The organism is Paracidovorax oryzae ATCC 19882, from assembly GCF_000687165.1.
Lineage (GTDB): Bacteria > Pseudomonadota > Gammaproteobacteria > Burkholderiales > Burkholderiaceae_C > Paracidovorax > Paracidovorax oryzae.
This window is the reverse complement of the sequence record NZ_JMKU01000018.1, coordinates 131,633-150,015: the sequence shown is the minus strand read 5'-3', so window position 1 is coordinate 150,015 and position 18,383 is coordinate 131,633. Positions and strand designations below refer to the sequence as shown.

At 69.8% G+C, this 18,383-nt stretch carries 13 protein-coding genes; 6 read left to right on the top strand and 7 right to left on the bottom strand.

The genetic code is table 11. The annotated features are described in order from the left end of the window. Together T336_RS26720 and T336_RS0115285 are read right to left on the bottom strand one after the other, a co-directional pair. Window positions 1-6,917: RHS repeat domain-containing protein (locus T336_RS26720; RefSeq protein WP_026433202.1), on the bottom strand; the 6,917-nt coding region annotated here is incomplete at its 3' end. Window positions 6,918-7,048: 131 nt separating this feature from the next. After that, window positions 7,049-7,975, bottom strand: coding sequence for a LysR family transcriptional regulator (locus tag T336_RS0115285; RefSeq protein ID WP_026433201.1), 927 nt, complete (start codon window positions 7,973-7,975; stop codon window positions 7,049-7,051). 55 nt (window positions 7,976-8,030) lie between these two features. Between T336_RS0115285 and T336_RS0115280 the strand changes: the two genes are divergently transcribed. Next, a complete protein-coding gene (locus T336_RS0115280; RefSeq protein ID WP_026433200.1) occupies window positions 8,031-9,080 on the top strand; it encodes a YeiH family protein in 1,050 nt (349 codons plus the stop codon). A gap of 16 nt (window positions 9,081-9,096) precedes the next feature. On the opposite strand, the gene T336_RS0115275 is transcribed toward T336_RS0115280, so the two are convergent. The 4 genes from T336_RS0115275 to T336_RS26715 form a co-directional block, all read right to left on the bottom strand. Further along, window positions 9,097-9,507 (bottom strand): GreA/GreB family elongation factor, encoded by a 411-nt coding sequence (locus tag T336_RS0115275; RefSeq protein WP_026433199.1) that lies wholly within the window; start codon window positions 9,505-9,507, stop codon window positions 9,097-9,099. Window positions 9,508-9,865: 358 nt separating this feature from the next. Next, the gene (locus T336_RS0115265; RefSeq protein ID WP_026433198.1) at window positions 9,866-11,050 is read right to left on the bottom strand and encodes an extracellular catalytic domain type 1 short-chain-length polyhydroxyalkanoate depolymerase; all 1,185 of its coding nucleotides are present in this window, start codon (window positions 11,048-11,050) and stop codon (window positions 9,866-9,868) included. 19 nt (window positions 11,051-11,069) lie between these two features. Further along, a complete protein-coding gene (locus T336_RS0115260; RefSeq protein WP_019701451.1) occupies window positions 11,070-11,492 on the bottom strand; it encodes a ribbon-helix-helix domain-containing protein in 423 nt (140 codons plus the stop codon). Between the two features lie 30 nt (window positions 11,493-11,522). Then, complete coding sequence (locus T336_RS26715; protein WP_156957870.1) at window positions 11,523-11,693, bottom strand: hypothetical protein; 171 nt, start codon at window positions 11,691-11,693, stop codon at window positions 11,523-11,525. Window positions 11,694-11,716: 23 nt separating this feature from the next. On the opposite strand from T336_RS26715, the gene T336_RS0115250 reads away from it, so the two are divergent. Beyond that, window positions 11,717-13,243 (top strand): CYTH and CHAD domain-containing protein, encoded by a 1,527-nt coding sequence (locus T336_RS0115250; RefSeq protein WP_026433197.1) that lies wholly within the window; start codon window positions 11,717-11,719, stop codon window positions 13,241-13,243. A gap of 30 nt (window positions 13,244-13,273) precedes the next feature. Here T336_RS0115250 and T336_RS0115245 read toward each other — a convergent pair whose 3' ends face one another. Further along, window positions 13,274-14,236: a LysR family transcriptional regulator gene (locus T336_RS0115245; RefSeq protein WP_026433196.1), complete on the bottom strand. Its 963-nt coding sequence runs from the start codon at window positions 14,234-14,236 to the stop codon at window positions 13,274-13,276. Between the two features lie 247 nt (window positions 14,237-14,483). On the opposite strand from T336_RS0115245, the gene T336_RS0115240 reads away from it, so the two are divergent. From T336_RS0115240 to T336_RS0115225, 4 genes are read left to right on the top strand one after another with little or no spacing between them, the layout of a single operon-like run. Beyond that, window positions 14,484-15,458: an ABC transporter permease gene (locus T336_RS0115240; RefSeq protein WP_019701454.1), complete on the top strand. Its 975-nt coding sequence runs from the start codon at window positions 14,484-14,486 to the stop codon at window positions 15,456-15,458. Beyond that, window positions 15,455-16,363: an ABC transporter permease gene (locus T336_RS0115235; RefSeq protein ID WP_019701455.1), complete on the top strand. Its 909-nt coding sequence runs from the start codon at window positions 15,455-15,457 to the stop codon at window positions 16,361-16,363. Before T336_RS0115240 ends, T336_RS0115235 begins: the two co-directional genes overlap by 4 nt. A gap of 7 nt (window positions 16,364-16,370) precedes the next feature. Next, window positions 16,371-17,357 (top strand): ABC transporter ATP-binding protein, encoded by a 987-nt coding sequence (locus tag T336_RS0115230; protein WP_019701456.1) that lies wholly within the window; start codon window positions 16,371-16,373, stop codon window positions 17,355-17,357. Further along, complete coding sequence (locus tag T336_RS0115225; RefSeq protein WP_026433195.1) at window positions 17,354-18,373, top strand: ABC transporter ATP-binding protein; 1,020 nt, start codon at window positions 17,354-17,356, stop codon at window positions 18,371-18,373. The genes T336_RS0115230 and T336_RS0115225 overlap by 4 nt, the downstream gene beginning before the upstream one ends. Window positions 18,374-18,383: the final 10 nt, after the last annotated feature.

Genomic DNA, 18,383 nt, shown 5'->3' with positions numbered 1-18,383 from the left:
AGGCGCTGGGCGTAGGCCGTGCGCTGGATGACCCGGCCCGCGCCGTCGTAGGCGAAGCGCACCACGTCGCCCGCGCCGTTGACCGTGGCGGTGACGCGGTTGTCCGCGTCGTAGATGCGGTGTTCGGTCTGGTCCTGCGCCGCGTTGGGGCGCTTGAGGCCGTTGAGCTGGGCTTCCGTGGCGTTGAGCGGCAGGCCGTCCGGGGCCTGGATGATCGTTGCGTAGCGCGTCTGGCGGACCACGCGGCCGGCCGCGTCGTAGGCGGTCTCGGTGAGGTTGCCGGCGGCATCCAGCGCGAAGCGCTGGCGGCCTTCGGCGTCGTAGGCGTAGCGCGTGGTGTGGCCTTGCGCATCGGTGGCGCTGGTGACGTGGCCCAGCGCGTCGTAGGTGTAGCGTTTGGCGAGGTTCAGGCCCGCGTGCGTGGCGGTGGACGGGTCCACCACTTCCAGCACCCGGCGGCCCAGGGTGTCGTATTCGTAGCGGGTGACCGTGCCGTTGGGGTCGGTGACGCTCACCTGGCGGCCTGCGCTGTCGTAGGCGAATGTGGTGACGAGGTTCAGGCCCGTGGGGTCCACCGCCTGGCGGATGAGCTGGCCCTTGGCGTCGTAGCCGAACTGGGTGACCACGCCCTGCGGATCCGTCACGCTCAGCTGGTTGCCCAGCGCGTCGTAGGTGTAGCGGGTGACCAGGTTCAGGCCCAGCGGGTCCACGATGCGGGTGAGCACCCGGCCGGCCGCGTCGTAGGCCAGCGAGGTCATCACGCCGTTGGCGTCCGTCGCCTGGATCAGCCGCCCGGCCACGTCGTAGAGGCCCGTCGTGCGCGTGAGCGGCGTCTGCACCGCCGTCTGGTGGCCGTCGGCGTCGTATTCGTAGCGGGTGGTGCTCTCTTCCGGGCGGCCCGCCGCCTCGGTGCGCGACACGAGATTGCCGAACGCGTCGTACCCTGACAAAGTCACGATGCCGGACGGGGCATCGGCCACGGCGGGTGACACCTCGCGCACCAGCCGGCCCGCCAGATCGTAGGCATAGGTCCAGGTCGCGCCCACCTCGTTGGTGAACCCGATCCGGTTCCCCAGCGCGTCGTACGCATGGCTCTGCTGCCCGCCGAGCGCGTCCGTCTTCCCGACGAGCCGGCCTGCACCGTCATAGGTATAGCGGGTATGGCGGTCCTGCGTGGACGCCACGCCGCCCTGGACCGCGGATTCGATGACATGCCGGAGCTGGCCCGTGCCGTCATATTCCCGGGCGACGACATAACCGGCCGCATCCACCGTGCGCACGGTGCGGCCCGCACCATCCAGCGTCTGCACGGTGATCCGGTCCTGCACGCTGCCCTGCACCATGCCCTGGACACGTGCCAGCGTGACATCCGCAGCCTGCAGTCCGGCCAGGCTGATGGTTCCGGCATATGCCCGGCTCGAAATGCTGTTGTTGCCGTAGGAGGTCTGCGTCACTGCGCCCAACGCATCCACCTGCAGCACCTGCCGGTCCGATGCGTCATAGGCCCAGGTGGTCGTGCGGTCCGCTGGCTGCCGGCTGAGGGCGGCCTCGATACGGGTGCGGTCATAAAGGGAGTCCGCCGCGCCTGCGCGCGGTGAGACCACGGCCGTCGCGAAGGCAGTGCGCTGCTTCAGGTTGCCGTTGCGGTCATAGACACTGCCCACGACGGCGCCATCCGGGCCGACCATGTAGGTCTGGCGACCTGCCGCGTCATATACGTAGTCGGTAGCGAGGTCGCCAAGGGTGGCCACCACTTCCTGCGGCGGCCGGCCCGCGACCACCGCGGCGGCAAAGCGCACTTTCCTGACGACGTTGCCATCGCCGTCGTAGCGCAGCTGGGTCACGGTGCCCGTGCCGTCGCTCTGCCAGACGAGTCGCTGCGCGGCGTCATAGGTGCTCTTCTCGACCACGTTGGCCGCAGAGCCCTCCTGGTCGGCCAGCTGGAAAACGAAGGATTCGTCGTACCAGGGCACCGTGATGTTGATGGGCCTGGCGTAGCGCACCTGCTCCACGACATTGCCTGCACCGTCGTAGCGGAACTTGGTGGCCGCGCCCGTGCCATCCACTTTGACGATCAAGCGCCCCAGTTGGTCATACGCCATCCGCGTGCGCACGTCGTGCGCGTCGTCGGCCACGGGCGTGGGAAAGGTTCCCGGCGTCCATCCGCCGGCACCGCCGACGGCGATGCGGTTGGCGAAGCTGCGCTGCTCCATCACCCTGCCGTTGTTGTCCCGCAGGAAGGTGGTCACCTCGCCGAGCCCGTTCACCACGGACTGGAGGTAGTTGTTCGCATCGTACGAACGGTACTCGATCCTGTCGGTACCGGCAGGCACGAGGCTCCCACGCACCTGAGACTCCCAGGTGCCTGTCCCCGTGATGGCGCCGCCGGCCGCGTACCGCTGCAACAGCGTGGTGTCGGTGATGGGGTTGCGGTATTCGACCAGCTTGCCGATGCGGCCCAGCGCGTCGTAGGCCGTCTGCCTGACGGCGCCCGAGCCATCGATCGCCAGCGTCTGCCGGTTTTCATCGTCATAGAGGTAGTAGCTGGTGTTGCCGTTGGCATCCACGCTGCTGGTGAGGTTGTCCAGCAGGTCGTAGGTGTAGGAGCGCGTCAGGTTCAGCCCGTCGGGATCCGTCTGTTCGCGGATGCGGCGGCCTGCGTTGTCGTAGGTATAGCGCGTGCGCGTTCCTTCAGGCCGGATCACCTCCAGGGTGTGGCCCTGGGCGTCGTAGGCATAGCGCGTGGAAAGCGCCAGGCCCGCAGGATCCACGACCTGCTCGACGAGCTGCCCCTTGGCGTCGTAGCGCAGCGTGGTCACGGTGCCGCCGGGCTGCGTGATGCGGATCTGCCGCCCCAGGGGATCGTAGGCGTATTGGGTGGCCAGCGACAGGCCGCCCGCATCCACCGTGCGGGTCAGAACCCGGTTGGCCGCGTCGTAGGCGATGGTGGTGCGCGTGCCGTTCGCATCGACGGTCTCCACCAGCCGGCCCGCCCGGTCGTAGCTCTTGCCCGTGGTGACCGTGTCCGTGGTGTAGCTGTCGAAATGCCACACGTCCTGCGAGGAGCCGGTCTGGCGCCCGTCCGCGTCGTAGGTGTAGCGCGTGACGTTGGCGCGGACGTCCGAGACCTCGACCATGTCGCCGTGCCGGTTGTAGGTCTGCTTCACGAGCAGGCCTTCGTCCGTGCTGATGGTGACCGTGCGGTTCTTCGCGTCGTAGGCGTAGGTGGTGGTGTTGCCCTCCGCATTCAACTGCGAAACCACCCGGTTGAACGCGTCGTACTTCGTGGTGAGCGTCGCCCACAGCGCGTCCGTGCTGGTCACCTCGCGGCCGAGCTTGTCGAAGGTGCGCGTGCGGGTGCGGCCCAGCGCGTCGGTCGCGCTGACCTGGTTGCCGAACGCGTCGTATTTGTAGGTGGTCACGGCGGCCAGGCCAGCCGCATCACGCGTCTGGCCTGTCACCAGCCCCCGCCGGTCATAACGCGTCAGCGACGTGGTAACGGTGGCGCCCGTACCCGTCGGCTCGGTGCGCTGGGTTTCCTCCCGGAATGCGTTGTAGACGTAGTTCCTCGAAAAACCCGCCGCATCCGTCGCACTCGCCACCGTGCCTGCGGCGGTGTAGGCCGTGCGCGTGACCTGGTCAAGCGCCGGATCGGCCGCTGCCTGCAGCAGCGACAGCAGCTTGCCGTTCACCAGCCCGCCGGCCAGGGAGCCGGTCAGTTCGCCCGGGTTGATGCGTTTGCCATAGCGGATCTGGGCGACCGCCTGGCCGAGGGCGTCGTAGCGGGTCTCCGCCAGCTCGCCCATTGCGTTGACCGTGTGCGTGAGCTGCCCCGACGCGTTGTAGAAGAACAGCGTGCGAAAGCCGTTCGCATCGACCGTCGCGGTCCTGCGGCCAGCGAGGTCGTAGGTATGGGTTTTCGCGTAAGTGCTCCATACCGCCTCGACCTGCGCCGGCGTCTGGGCCGCAGCCAGTTGCCGGGCGCCTTCGGCGGAAAGTTCCGCCACGAGCCGGCCCTGGCTGTCGTACCGGGCGAGCCGGGTGCGCGCCTGGTCGGTACCCGCGGCCACCGTGCTGCGGACGCGGTTCCCCGCGGCGTCGTAGGCATGCTCGGTGCGCGTGCCCTGGTAGTCGGTTTCCGCCGAGAGGCGGCCGAGCGCGTCGTATTCGTACAGACGGACCTGGTCCTGCGCCGAGGCAGCGGGCCGAATCTGCGCCAGGGACGATGCCGTGGTCACTGCCGACACCACGGCGGCCTTCAGCGCCGTGGCATAGCGTGTCTGCTTTGCCAGGTTGCCATTGGCGTCGTATTCGGACGCCGTGAGGTAACCGGCGCCGTCGACCTGGCCGACCAGTTGGGATTTTTCGTCGTAGATCCTGCGCTCGACGATGTCCTGGCTGTTCGTTGCCGGCTTGAGATCCTGCAGCGCACCCGCGGCACGCTTGGACGCGTCGGTCAGCTTCGCGAACCGCGTGGTGGACGCCTGCCTGCCGGCCGCGTCGTAGGCACTGAGCACCAGGTAGCCCTCGGCATCGAGCGTGCCGGTGCGCAGGCCGTCCGCATCGTAGAAATACCGCGTGACACGGTCCGACGACGCGTCGGCGGCCGGGCTCGCCGCGCTGGCCGCCGGGGCATTGCCGAGCGCCGCGGTCGCTATCGTCTGCGCATATTGCCGCGTGGCGATCAGCCGGGAGGCGCCGTCATAGAAATTCTCCGCGACACTGCCGTCGGCCCCCACGGTTTTCCAGGCGCGGCCGGCCGCGTCGTAGATCGTCCAGTCGCTGCGGTCCGCCGGTGCGGCGGAAGGCCTCAGCGCGGCGACGGCCACATCCGCCGGGCTGCCGTCCGCAGCGGTGAGCAGGCGGACATCCACCGGCGTGGCGTAGGCGATGACCCGGGTGACCTGCCCGGAACCGTTGTACACGTATTCACGCAGCGAACCGGACGCTCCCACCTCCGCGGATTTCCTGCCGGCCTCGTCGTAGAGGGTCCACGACGTGGCACCCGACGCGTCCTGGCTCGCCCGCAGGCGGCCCAGGGCGTCGTAGAAGAAGTGGGTGGTTCCCAGATCCGCAGAGGCGGCATCGGAGCGCTGGCTGCTGACCAGGCGCCCCGCGCGATCGTACATCCGCGTTTCCCGCAGGCCATTGGCCGCCTGGGCGACGATCCGGGCATCCTCGTCGTCATAGACCATCGTGGCCAGCTGGCCCAGGCCGTCGGTGGTGGAAACCAGCCGCCCCAACCCATCGTAGGCATAGGCGGTGGCCGCTCCCTTGGCATCGATGCTCTGGAGCAGCCGGCCGGCCGGGTCGTACACGTAGCGGGTGACGGAGCTTCCTGCCGACACCCCATTGCCGGAGGTATCGGTGGAGGCGTAAGTGGTGGCCGTCTGCGTCTGCCCCCGGTAGTCGAGCGTGTAATCGGTACGTCGCACCTGCTGCAGGTTCTGCTTCGCCGTCCAGGACGCCACGGTGGCGGAGTTCGGGACCGCGTCCCGGGCCAGCGATGCCACGGGATAGGCCGCCGCATGGTGCTGCAGCACCGCCACCGCCTCGCCGTACGCGTTGCGGCGGTACTCGGTCACCCTGCCTTCGGCACTGATCACGAACCGCAGGCTGGTCCCGTTGGCATCGTCGTACACATAGCGGGTGGTGAGCGCGCCCGAAGGCTGCCCGGCTCCATCGCCATCGGGATCCGGCTGCGCATAGACCGTCTCCGTCAGCAGCTGGTTCTGCGCGTTGAACGTCCGGGTGACGGTATTGCCCAGCGCGTCACGTTGCAACACCTGGTTGCCCTGGGCGTCGTACGCCATGAACACGGAGCGCCCGTCCACGTCGGTGGTGCGCACGAGATCGCCGTTGCCGTTGTATTCGAAGCGCTGGACCAGGCGGGAACCGCCCGGCCCGGGCGTCGCGATGCTGAGCAGTTGTCCCTTGGTGTCATACGCATAGGCGCTGACCTGGCCCCGGGGATCGGTGACCTGCGTGGTGCTCGCCGCGGCGTCATAGCTGAACCGGTAGGCCTGGCCCAGGGCATCGCGCAGCACCGAAACCTTGTAGTCCGAGCCCGATTGCACATACTCGATGGACAGCTGGGTGCCGTCGCTCTGGCGGATGGAGGCGACCCGGCGGCTGTCGCCGTCGTAGGTATAGGTGGTGCGATAGACCTTGCCATCCGCCGTCGATCCGTCCGCAGGCGTCAGGTCCACGCTCACGGACGAAAGGCGCTTGAGCGCATCGTAGGCATAGCTGGTGCGCGTGACTGCCGCGCCCTGACTGTCCACGACCCTGACGCGCATCAGCAGGCCGCCGGCGTAGTCGTACTGCACGGATTCGCCGCTGGCATCGGCCACCTTCGCGATGTTGCCGTCGGCATCGTAGGTGTACGTCGTCGTGTTGCCGCTGGCGTCCACGGTCTTCTCGAGCCGCCCCGTCGCGGCGCCATAGTATTCGCGGCGCTGGGTCTGCCCATCCGTCCACACGAAACCCGAGTCGGTGGACTCGATGCGGTCATACGCACCGGCGCCGTCCGTGCTGACGTAGCGGCTCGAGGCAGCATCCCAGGTGAACACGGAGGTGGCACCGTCCCGGCCCGCGAGGGTGATGGTGCTCCCCGCCTGCCCTGCCTGGCCGGTGAGCACGAGCTGGCGCCGGTAGAAACCGGTTCCCCAGTTGTCTCCGTTGTCGTCGTTGAGCAGGCCCTGGCTGTTGTAGGTGCGCACGGCCTGGTAGCCACCGCCGTGCGCGACCAGTTGATCGTCGGTATCCGAAATCACCAGGTTGCCCGTGGCGACATTGACGAATACCTGCTCGTTGCCGCGCCCCTGGGACGCATTGCCCTGCGCTGCCCGTTGCCCCAGAGTGGCCAGGGAACTGTTGCTAAACCCCAGACCGTTGCCGCTGACGATGCCGACCATGCTCTAACCCCTCTTTGGATGTGCCTGCGGAAAGCGCCTCGAATGCGCGCTCCTTCTGGCCAATACATCCAAAGGAATCCGGATTTGTTGAGCGAAAACCCGACTTCACCCAGGGGTTATTACCCAGGGCCTCACGGTGGCACGCCTTCGATGCCATCGAAGCAGTACCGCAAAAACGCCTCGCCCCCCGCCCCCAGCGTCCGCTCGCGGTGCGTCACCACCGCCAGCGTGCGGGTCGCGCGGGGCAGCGCGGTCGGCAGTTCCACCAGGTCGCCCCGGGCCAGGGCCGAGGCGACGCTGTGGCGGGGCAGCAGCGCCAGCGCGTCCCCCGCAGCCACCAGGGCCTTGACCGCTTCGGGCGTGCCCAGTTCGAAGTCGATCCGCACCTGGCCCAGTTGTGCCAGCAGCCAGCGGTCGGCGGCCTCGCGGGTGCCGGAGCCGCGCTCGCGCAGGGCCCAGCGGGCACCGCGCAGGGCGGCCCGGGTGGCCGACGGCTTGTGCGCGAGAGGGTGGCCCGGCGCCGCCACGATCACCATCTCGTCGGCCATCCACTCGCGCACCACCAGGTCGGCATGCGTCTGCGGCCCCTCGATGAAGCCGATATCGGCGTCGAAGGCCGCCACGGCGGCCAGCACGCCGGTGGTGTTCGCGATCTGCAGCTGCACCGCGCTGTGGGGGTGCGACACCTTCCAGCGGGCCAGCAGGGGCGGCAGGATGTGCTCGCCGATGGTCATGCTGGCGGCCACCCGCAGGGGGGCGGCATGCCGGCCCTGGAAGAGGTGCTCCAGTTCGCCGGCGGCCTCCACCAGGGATGCGGCCCGGGGCAGGAAGGCGCGGCCGTGCTCGTTGAGCACCAGGCGGCGCCCCACGCGGTCGAACAACGCCGCGCCCAGCAGCGACTCCAGTTCCACCAGCGCGCTGCTGGCGGCCGATTGCGACCGGGCGATGCGCTCCGCGGCGGCCCGCGTGGAGCCGTCGTGCGCGGTCGCCAGGAACACTTCCAGGTGCCGCAGCGTCAGGCGCAGCCGGTCAGGGGATTGACCTGATTTTTGGTTCATGATGAACTGAATTATCTGTTTTTCACCTTATGCGAAAAACATATGCTCATACGTCATGAAGACATATGGCACGCCCTCCACATCCGGTTTTTTCCCGCGCTGGCGGTGGTCCGGGCTCGGCCCTGCGGCGGCCCAGGCTGCCGCGCTGTGGCCCGGCCTGCTCGTCTGCGCGGTCATCGCGCTCGCGGCCACGTTCATCGCGGAGCACCAGGGCGGCCCGCAATTGCTCTACGCCCTGCTCATCGGGCTGGCCTGCAATTTCCTGGCAGGGGTGCCGCGCGTGGCGGCGGGGGTGGCGGCCTGCGCCCGCACGGGGCTGCGCTGCGGCGTCGCACTGCTCGGCGCCCGCATCACGGTGGGAGAGGTGGCCAGCCTGGGAGCGGCCACGGGCATCGGCATTGCCTGCTCGGTGGTGGCGACCATTCTTTTCGGGGTGTTCCTGGCCGCCGTCATGCAGCGCCCGCGCGAAGAGGGCGTGATCTCCGGCTGCTCCGTCGGCATCTGCGGCGCCTCCGCCGCGCTCGCGGTGGCAGCCGCCCTGCCCCCCACGAAAGAGAACGAGCGCTTCACCCTGCTCGCCGTGGTGGGCGTCACGCTGCTGTCCACCATCGCCATGGTGGTGTATCCGCTGCTGCTCAACGCCGTGCATGCCCCGCCCCGGGTGGCCGGCATCTTCCTGGGCGGCACCATCCACGACATCGCCCAGGTGGTGGCCGCCGGGCTGATCCTCGGTCCCCAGGCGGGCGAGACCGCCACCATCGTGAAGCTCTTCCGCGTCGCGATGCTGGTGCCCATCGTGGCCGTCATCGCCCTGCTCTACCGCGGCCGATCGGGCGCGCCGGTGGGTTCGCGCATCCCGGCCGTTCCGCCGTTCCTGCTGTGGTTCCTGTTCTTCGTGGCCCTCACGTCCCTGGGCGTGGTCGGGCCCGCCACGGCAGCGGTGGCCAACGAGACCTCGCGCTGGCTGCTGGTCGCAGCGATCGGCGCCGCGGGCATCAAGACGCACTTCTCCGACCTGCTGCAGCTCGGCTGGCGGCCCGTCGTGCTGCTGCTCGGCGAGACGGTATTCATCGCGCTGGCCGTCTTCGTGTGGTCGATGGCGTGAGGCGCGGTTCTGGTCGCTAGCGCAGGTAGTCGCCTTCGGCTTCGGGCTGGTGCTGTATGCCCGCCACGGTGGCCTCGCAGGCCTCGCCGCGCGGCGTGGACCACCGCGCGGTCTGCCCGACGCGCAGGCCCAGCAGGCTGCTGCCCACCGGCGACAGCACCGAGACGAAACCCGCCGCGAGGTCGGCATCCCGCGGGTAGCAGATCGTCAGCACCTGGCGGTTGCCGGTCGCGGTATCCACGAGTTCCACCCGCGAGTACATCGTTACCACGTCCGCGGCCACGGCGCGGGAGCTGGTGACGTCCGCGTTCTCCAGCAGGTCCGCCAGGGACGGGGGCGCGGGCTGCTGGCCCGCGAGGCGCGACAGGCGCGCGAAATCGAGATCGGTGAGCACGCGCTCGCCGTGAACCTGAACCGCTGCATGCATGGGAAGGCACTCCATCGTGGGGTGCGGCGACCCACTGCTATCCGTTGCAGAAGGACGGCCGCGTTGGCGCAAGGCAGGAGCCCGGCGGCGGAGGATTGCGCAAGAAGAACGGTGAAGGGGGAGAAGGGAGCGGGCCGCCGGGCTCAGGAATGTGCAGGCAGGAGCGGGCGGCGCATCCGCTTGGCGGCCGCTCGCGCGCCGGCCGCTGCGTGCAGCAGTGCGGCCAGGGTGGCGAAGGCGCAAGCCAGGGAGGTCATGGGCGCCAGTGTAGGCACGATCCGGTCCGCTGGCGCCCAAGCCCCCATGCGCCGTGCCAGTATCCAGGGGTTCGCCGGCGCAGCATGCAGCACCGGCCGGTTCAGCGTGCGGCGCGCGGGTGGGAGAGGAAGAAGCGAAGCATCTCCGCGCTCGCATCCACGCCCGACGGGTCCGTGTAGCTGCCGCTGGCGCTGCCGCCCGACCAGGCATGGCCGGCGCCGTGCAGCTGCCAGTATTCGAGCGTGTCGCGGCCGGCCGCGTCCGTGTAGACGGTGCGCGTGTGCCGCGCGCCGCGGCCGGACTGGCCCCGGGTCACGCGCGGGGCGGCCTCTGCACCGGAAGCCGCGCCCTCCCCCGAACCGCTGCGCAGAGCAGCCACCAGCGACTCCGCGTTGCGGACATGGACGGTGCTGTCTGCATCGCCGTGGAACACGATGGTGGGAAGCGCCGTGCTGCGCGCCCCTGCAGTGGTCCCCGGCGCAGGCCCCGGGCCGCTGCGCATCGCCGACAGCGCGGAGGCGACATCCGCCGCGCAGCCGTATGGCAGACCGGAATGCACGCCCACGGCAGCGAACACGTCCGGGTAGCAATGCCCGACCACGTCCGCCATCGCGCCGCCTGCGGACAGGCCCGCGACGTACACCCGCTGCGGATCCACCCGGTGCGCGGTGGCGATCGAGCGCGCGAGGGCGGCGATCACCGCCGGCTCCCCGCGCCCGCGCTGCTGGTGCTGCGGTTTGAACCAGTTCCAGCATTTCTGGGCATTGGCGCGCTGCGCCTGCTCCGGGTAGAGGACCACCACGCCGAGCTCCCGCGCGAGCGCGTTCATGCGCGTGCCTGCCGCGAAATCCTCCGCATGCTGGGTGCAGCCGTGCAGCATGACCACCATCGGCCGCGGTGCGCCGTCGCCCGGAGCTTCTGGCGGAAGGTAGAGGCGGTAGGCCAGCGTGCGGTTCTGGTGGCTGAAACTGCCGGCCTGCCAGCGCTCGCCACTGCCCTCGCGAGGCGCCGTGCCCGCGGGCCGGGGCGCCACGTGGGCCTCGCCTGCCCCGTTCGGCTCCGGTACCTCACGCACCAGCCCGTCGAGCACCGTCGGATCCACTGCCGGGCCCGGGGCGCCGCGGAACGCGGCAGGCGCCCCTGCTGCAGCCGCGGAAGCCGCCGCCTGTGCCTGTGCGGCCACCCCGCGCAACGCACGCTGGATGGCCTCGGTGGCTTCGCCGAGCCGGCCGCCGCGCGTGGAACGCGTGGCATCGGCCATCAGTTGCTGGAAGAGTGGGTTCACAGGGTGCTTTCGTGGGGGGTCAATGGATGCGTCCGGCCAGCGCGGTCTTCACGGCGCTGCTGGCCTGCAGCGCACCGAGCACGGTGAGGGAATCGATGGTGGCCAGCGCCAGTTCCGGCGTGACGTCGGGGTCGATCGTGGCAAGGCCGAGCACGCGGATCTGCAGCCGCTGGCCCGCAGCGCGTGCGGCCTCCAGATCCGCTGCCGAGAAGCGCTGCAGGCCCAGCACCAGCATCTTGCGCGCCACCACCTGCCGCAGCGCGTCGGCGTGCACCGCGAGCTGGTTGCGGATCGCCGTGCGGATGAAGTCCGTGCGGTTGCCGTAGAAGCTCTCGGCCACCAGCAGGTCGATGTGGCCGAGGTCAACGTATCCGAGGTTGATGGTGATCTTTTCTGAATCACCGGCCTTGGGCGGGCGCTGGGCGGTTGGGAGCGAAGTCATTCGCCATCCTAATACCATCCATATGGATGGTCAATGGATGTTTTCTTGGTACCCGTCCTGCACGGTGAACAGCACCGCGGTGATCGCGGCCCCTTCCATCGTGTTGACAGGCCCCAGGGCACGGCACTGCACGGCCGAAACAGGATCGGCGAGGCCCGGGCGCAGGTCCGACAATCCAGCGTTCCCGCCACCGGCGAACATCCGCACGTTTTCAGGAGACCCCCATGGAAATCGAATTCAAGTTCCTGATCCCCGCGCACCGCCTGGAAGGCGTGGAGGCAGCGCTGCAGCAAGGCCCCTTCACCGCATGCCGCATGGAAGCGCATTACTTCGACACGCCCGAGGGCGACCTCGCCCGCCACGGCATCGCATGGCGCGTGCGCAACGAAGGCGGGGCCTGGGTACAGACCGTGAAGACCCTGGGCGACGGGCCGCTGGCGCGCGGGGAGCACAACGCGCCCGTGCCGCGGCCCGCCGATCCGGCCGGCATTCCCCGCCCCGACCCCGCACTGCACGCCGGCTCCGCCGCCGGCCGGCAGCTCGCCAAGGTGCTGGCGGGCGCCCGGGCTGCGCCCGTTGCCACTTACGGCACCGAATTCGAGCGCGTGGCGCGCGACATCCCCCTGCCCGGCGGCGGCGCGATGGAAGTGGCGCTGGATGCCGGCCGCGTGGTGGCCCGCCGCGGCAGTGCGGACGAGGTGTCCGAGCCCCTCTGCGAGCTGGAACTGGAGCTGAAGCAGGGCGCCGTGCCCGCCCTCGTGGCGGCCGCCACCCAATGGGCCCGCACGCACGGACTGGTGCTGAGCACCCTCTCCAAGGCCGAGCGGGGCGAGCGCCTGCGGGCCGGCCAGACCGCCGGGCCTGCAGTCAAGGCTGGCGCGATGCGCGTGCCGAAGGGGCACCTCCCCGCTGGGCACGATCTGCAGCGGATCGTGGTTGCCCACTGCCTGGAGCAGATCCTCGCCAACGCGAGCGTGATCGCGCACGGCCACGGCGGCGAGAAGCACGTCCACCAACTGCGCGTGGGCCTGCGGCGCCTGCGCACCGCCCTGCGCGAGTTCGACCGCGTGGCACCCGGCCGCTTCGATCCCGCGTGGCAGGAGCCCCTGCGCTCCGCCTTCCGCCGCCTGGGCGCCCTGCGGGACGGCGGGCACGTGCTGGAGCAGATCGGCGAGGCGCTCCGCCAGGCCGGGGCGCCCGCCGTGGACACCCGCGGCACGCCCACCGAATCGCCGCAGCACATCGTGGCCGATGCCGCGTTCCAGTCCACCCTGATCGCGCTGATGGGGTTCGCCGCCACGCCAGGCCAGCCGCTGCAGGCGCGCAGCAGCGAGGAACGCGGGCTGGACGCGGACGCCACCCGGCGCGCGCTGCGCAAGGCCCTGCGCAAGCTGCACCGCGGCATCGCCGAAGATGCGGCCTCGTTCGCCAGCCTGCCGGCCGAACGCCGCCACGGCGTGCGCAAGCGCATCAAGCGCCTGCGCTACCTGGCAGAATTCCTCGCGCCCGCGCTCAAGGGCGGCGGCAAGAATTTCCTGCGCCACCTGGAGCCCGCGCAGGACGCCCTGGGCCGCCTCAACGACGAGCAGGTGGCGCAAGCGCAATACCGACAGCTTGCAGCCAAGCATCCCAAGGCCTGGTTCGCCGTCGGCTGGCTGGCGGCGCGGCGCGAGCCGCTGCTGGCGGAGTGCGAGCGCGCGCTGCGGCGGCTGAAGGAGGGGCCTGAGGTGCGCAAGGGCGGCTTCCGGTAGGCAGGCCGCCGCTCCTTCTCGCTGCGCCCCTCAGGCGGCAGCGCCCGCGGGCAAGGAGGCTCCCGCACGCTCACCATCCACCACCGTGAAGGCGGCAGGCCCCGCGCGATGCGCCATGGCGCCCATGATGCGGGTGGCCATTTCCAGCGCCAGCGGCTCCGGGGCCTGCCCGGCGAGCGTCGCCATGCCGAGGCGGTAGTCGATGAGTGGGCGGAAAGGCCGGCAGACCACGCCCATGTCCCGGCATAGGTGCGCGAACAGCCCGTTGACGATGGAAACGCCCAGCCCCTGGGCAACGAACCGGCAGGCCATCTCGACGGAATGCACTTCGGCGCGTATCTGCGGCAGCATCCGTCCCTGGCGGAAGGCCTGGTCGATCTGCTGGCGCAGCGAGCGCTGGCGCCCGAGCAGCACCAGGTCCACATCCACCAGGTCGGCGCTGCCCACCGTCTCCAGGTCCTGCAGCGGATGCCCCGCGGGCATGACGCAGACCGCCTCCGTGACCAGTTCGCTCACCATGGCCAGCCCCGTGTTCAGCGGCGGCGACCGCACCAGCGCCAGGTCCACCTCGCGCCCCAGCAGGGCGACCTCGCCGCTCTCGTAGGTGCCGGCCAGCACCTCCAGCGCCACCCCGGGGTGGTCGTACAGGAAGGACTCGGCCACGCCGGACATCACGGTCTGCGCCACCGTGCCGGGCACCTGCACCCGCAGCAGCGCGCGCCGGCGCCCTCCCAGCCTCAGCTGGTTCACGTGCCGGTGCAGGGAGGCGGCCCCCGACAGCATGTTCTGCACGTCGGGCAGCAGCACTTCCGCCTCGTGGGTGGGGTGCAGCCGACCCTTGCGGCGCAGGAACAGCGGCACGCCCAGGTCGTCCTCGAACTGGCTGAGCAGGCGGCTGACGGCCGGCTGCGACGTGCCCAGGCGCTGCGCCGCCTCGATGGTCGAACCGGTGTTCATGAAAGCGATGAACGCCTCGAGCTGTTTGAAATTCATAGGTCGTCCTGCAACGCAGCCAGGCGGATCGATCAGGGTTAACACGCACTCTGCGAAGAACCGCATAGCCAGATACCGGCTGCGCATAACGTTGCCTGCTGCGCGCCATCCCGGGATTATTCGCTTCGTCCGGGCCCAGCCCATCCGACGAATCCCCGACGGACCCCACCCACCCGCAACGCCGGCCCCGCACCGGCAAGGAGAGCAAGATGCGCGCCATACACACCCCAGACCACCGCGGCGCGCCATGACCGCGTTCATCATCCGCAGGCTGTGCCAGAGCCTCGTGGTGCTGGTGCTCACCTCGCTGATCGTCTTCGCCGGCGTCTATGCGATCGGCGATCCGATCGAGATCCTGGTTCCCGCCGATGCCTCGCAGGCCGAGATCGACCAGGCCGTCCAGTCGCTGGGCCTGGATCTCCCTCTGCACCAGCAGTACCTCAAGTTCGTGGGCAAGGCGCTGCAGGGCGACCTGGGCAACTCCTTCGTCTTCAACCAGCCGGCGATCCAGCTGATCCTGCAGCGCCTGCCGGCCACGCTGGAGCTCGCCTTCGTGGCACTGGTGCTGGCCCTGGCCGTGGGCCTTCCGCTGGGCCTGGTGGCCGGCCTGAAGCCCGACTCGGCGCTGGACCGCGGCATCATGGCCGGCTCCATCCTGGGCTTCAGCCTGCCGAATTTCTGGCAGGGGATCATGCTGGTGCTGGTCTTCTCGGTCACGCTGGGCTGGCTGCCCTCCACCGGGCGCGGCCCCACGGGCGAGATCCTGGGCGTGCACACCAGCCTGGCATCGTGGGACGGCATCCGCCACCTGATCCTGCCGGCCCTCAACCTCGCGCTCTTCAAGACTGCGCTCATCGTGCGCCTGACCCGCAGCGGCGTGCGCGAGACCATGCCGCTGGACTACGTGAAGTTCGCGCGGGCCAAGGGACTGCGCGAATCGCGCGTGATCTACGTGCACGTGCTCAAGAACATCATGATCCCGATCGTCACGGTCGTGGGCATGGAGTTCGGCTCGCTGATCGCGTTCGCCACGGTCACCGAGACCATCTTCGCCTGGCCCGGCGTGGGCAAGCTCATCATCGACAGCATCATGAAGCTGGACCGGCCGGTGGTCGTGGCCTACCTGCTGATCGTCGTCGCCATGTTCATCCTGCTGAACCTGCTGGTGGACATCCTCTACTCCGTCCTCGATCCCCGTGTGCGCGTGGGAGCTTCCGAATGACCTCCCCTGCCCTCAAGAAGTGGCTGCCGGGCCGCGACACCACGCTCGGCCAGGCGGTGCACGGCGTGCTGGACAGCCGCCCCGCCACCGTGGCCGCGGCCGTGTTCCTGCTGCTGGTCCTCGCGGCCCTGCTCGCGCCGTGGATCGCGCCGCAGAACCCGTACGACCTGTCCGCCATCACCATCCTCGACGGCCGACTGCCGCCCGGCAGCCGCGGCGTCTATGGCGACATCTACTGGGCCGGCACCGACGCCCAGGGCCGCGACATGCTGTCGGCCATGATGTACGGCCTGCGCACCAGCCTCGGCGTGGGCGTGCTCAGCGGCCTCTTCGCCATGGCCGTGGGTACCGTGCTGGGCCTGGCGGCCGCCTATTTCGGTGGCCGCACCGATGCACTGGTCATGCGGCTGGTGGACCTGATGCTCGGCTTCCCCACCATCCTGGTGGCGCTGATGATGCTGGCGATCCTCGGCCAGGGGGTGGACAAGGTGGTCCTTGCGCTCGTGGTGGTGCAGTGGGCCTACTTCGCCCGGGCGGTGCGCGCCACCGCCGTGGTCGAACGCCGCAAGGAATACATGGAAGCCGCGCTGTGCCTGGGCCTGAGCCACCGGCGCGCGCTGTTCTCGCAGCTGCTGCCGAACTGCATTCCGCCCATCATCGTCATCGCGATGATCCAGACCGCCAATGCCATCGCCGCCGAAGCCACGCTGAGCTTCCTGGGCATCGGGCTGCCGGTCACCGAGCCCTCGCTGGGCCTGCTGATCGCCAACGGCTACCAGCAGATGCTCGCGGGCCTGTACTGGATCAGCGTATTCCCCGGCGTGCTGCTGCTGGCCGTCGTCTTCACCATGAACATCGTGGGCGACCGGGTGCGCGAAGCCCTCAATCCGCGCCTGCAGAAGTGAGAATCCCATGCCCCCCACCCACACCCCCACGCTTTCCGTGCGCAACCTGCGCACCTGGTTCCACACGCGCGCCGGGCTCGTGCGCGCCGTGGACGACGTGAGCTTCGACGTGCACCCCGGGGAGATTCTCGGCCTGGTCGGCGAATCGGGCTCGGGCAAATCCATCACGGGCTTTTCCATCCTGGGCCTGATCGATCCCCCGGGCCGCATCGATGGCGGCCAGATCCTGTTCAAGGGAACCGACCTGGCGACGCTGTCGAAGGAGGAGCTGCGGCAGCTGCGCGGCAACCGCATCGCGATGGTCTTCCAGGATCCGATGATGACCCTCAACCCGGTCTTCCGCATCGAGAGCCAGATGGTCGAGACCGTGCTGGGCCATGAGCGCTGCAGCCGCAAGGCGGCCTGGGACCGGGCCCGCGACACGCTGGCTGCGGTGGGCATCCCCTCGCCCGCCGAGCGCATGAAGGCCTACCCGCACCAGCTGTCCGGCGGCATGCGGCAGCGCGTGGCGATCGCCATCGCCATGCTGCACAAGCCCGACCTGATCATCGCCGACGAGCCCACCACGGCCCTGGACGTGACCATCCAGGCCCAGATCCTCGCGGAGATGCAGAAGCTGTGCGCCGAGACCGGTACCGCCATGGTCTGGGTCAGCCACGACCTGGCGGTGGTGGCCGGGCTGGCCGACCGCGTCTGCGTGATGTACGCCGGGCGCATCGTCGAGTCCGGCGCCACCGGGGACATCCTGGACCATCCGCGCCACCCCTACACCATCGGCCTGATCGGCTCGGTGCCGAGCAATGCCCGCGCCGGCCGGCGGCTCTACCAGATCCCCGGCATGGCGCCCTCGCCCTTCGCGTTGCCGCCAGGCTGCGCCTTCAATCCGCGCTGCGGGCACGCCTCGGAGCGCTGCCGCGCGGAGCAACCGCCACTGGAAGCGGCCGGCAGCCGCAGCCACCGCTGCTTCCATCCCCAGAAAGGAGCCCCCCTGTGAACACGCCGATCCTGATGCAGGCCGAACAGGTATCGCGCCTGTTCGTCAAGCGGCCCGACTACGCCGAGCGCCTGGCCGGCCTGCTTGGCGCCCGTGTCGCCACGCAGACCGTGCATGCGGTGGACCGCGTCGACCTGTCCATCCACCAGGGCGAGGTCGTGGGCCTGGTCGGGGAATCCGGCTGCGGCAAGTCCACCCTGGGCCGGGTGCTGGCCGGCATCCTGCCACCCACGTCCGGCGCGGTCCGCACGCCGGCCGGCGATCTCTCGCAACTGGCCGGCCGCGAGGCACGCGCTCAGCGCCTGGCCACCCAGATGATCTTCCAGGACCCGATGTCCTCGCTCAATCCACGCAAGCGGGTGCGCGACATCATCGGCGAGGCGCCCCTGGCCCACGGCCTCGTGGATCGCCGCGACGGCGACGATTACGTGGTCGATGTCATGAAGCGGGTCGGGCTCAATCCGGACTTCCGCCATCGCTTCCCGCACCAGTTCTCGGGCGGACAGCGCCAGCGGGTGGGCATCGGCCGCGCACTGGCCGTGCGTCCCCGCTTCCTGATCTGCGATGAATCGATCGCGGCGCTGGATGTCTCGATCCAGGCCCAGATACTGAACCTGTTCATGGACCTGCGCGAGGACCTGGGGCTGACCTACCTGTTCATCAGCCACGACCTGGGCGTGGTGCAGCGCATCAGCGACCGCACCGTGATCATGTACCTGGGCCGCATCGTCGAATCGGGCCCCACCGCCGAAGTCTTCCGGGCACCCCGCCATCCCTATACCCAGGCCCTGCTGGCCGAGGTGCCGCGGCTGTCCCATCGCAAGCGGAGCTTCCATGCCATCACGGGTGAAATTCCGTCGCCGCTGGCACCGCCCCCGGGCTGCCACTTCCATCCGCGCTGCCCTCACGCCATGCCGCGCTGCCGCACCGAACAGCCGCTGCTGCGGGCGACGGGCGACGGCCTCCAGGCCGCCTGCCACCTGCTCGAACCCGCGACACCGAACGCAACTGCCTGAGCCCGCCGAC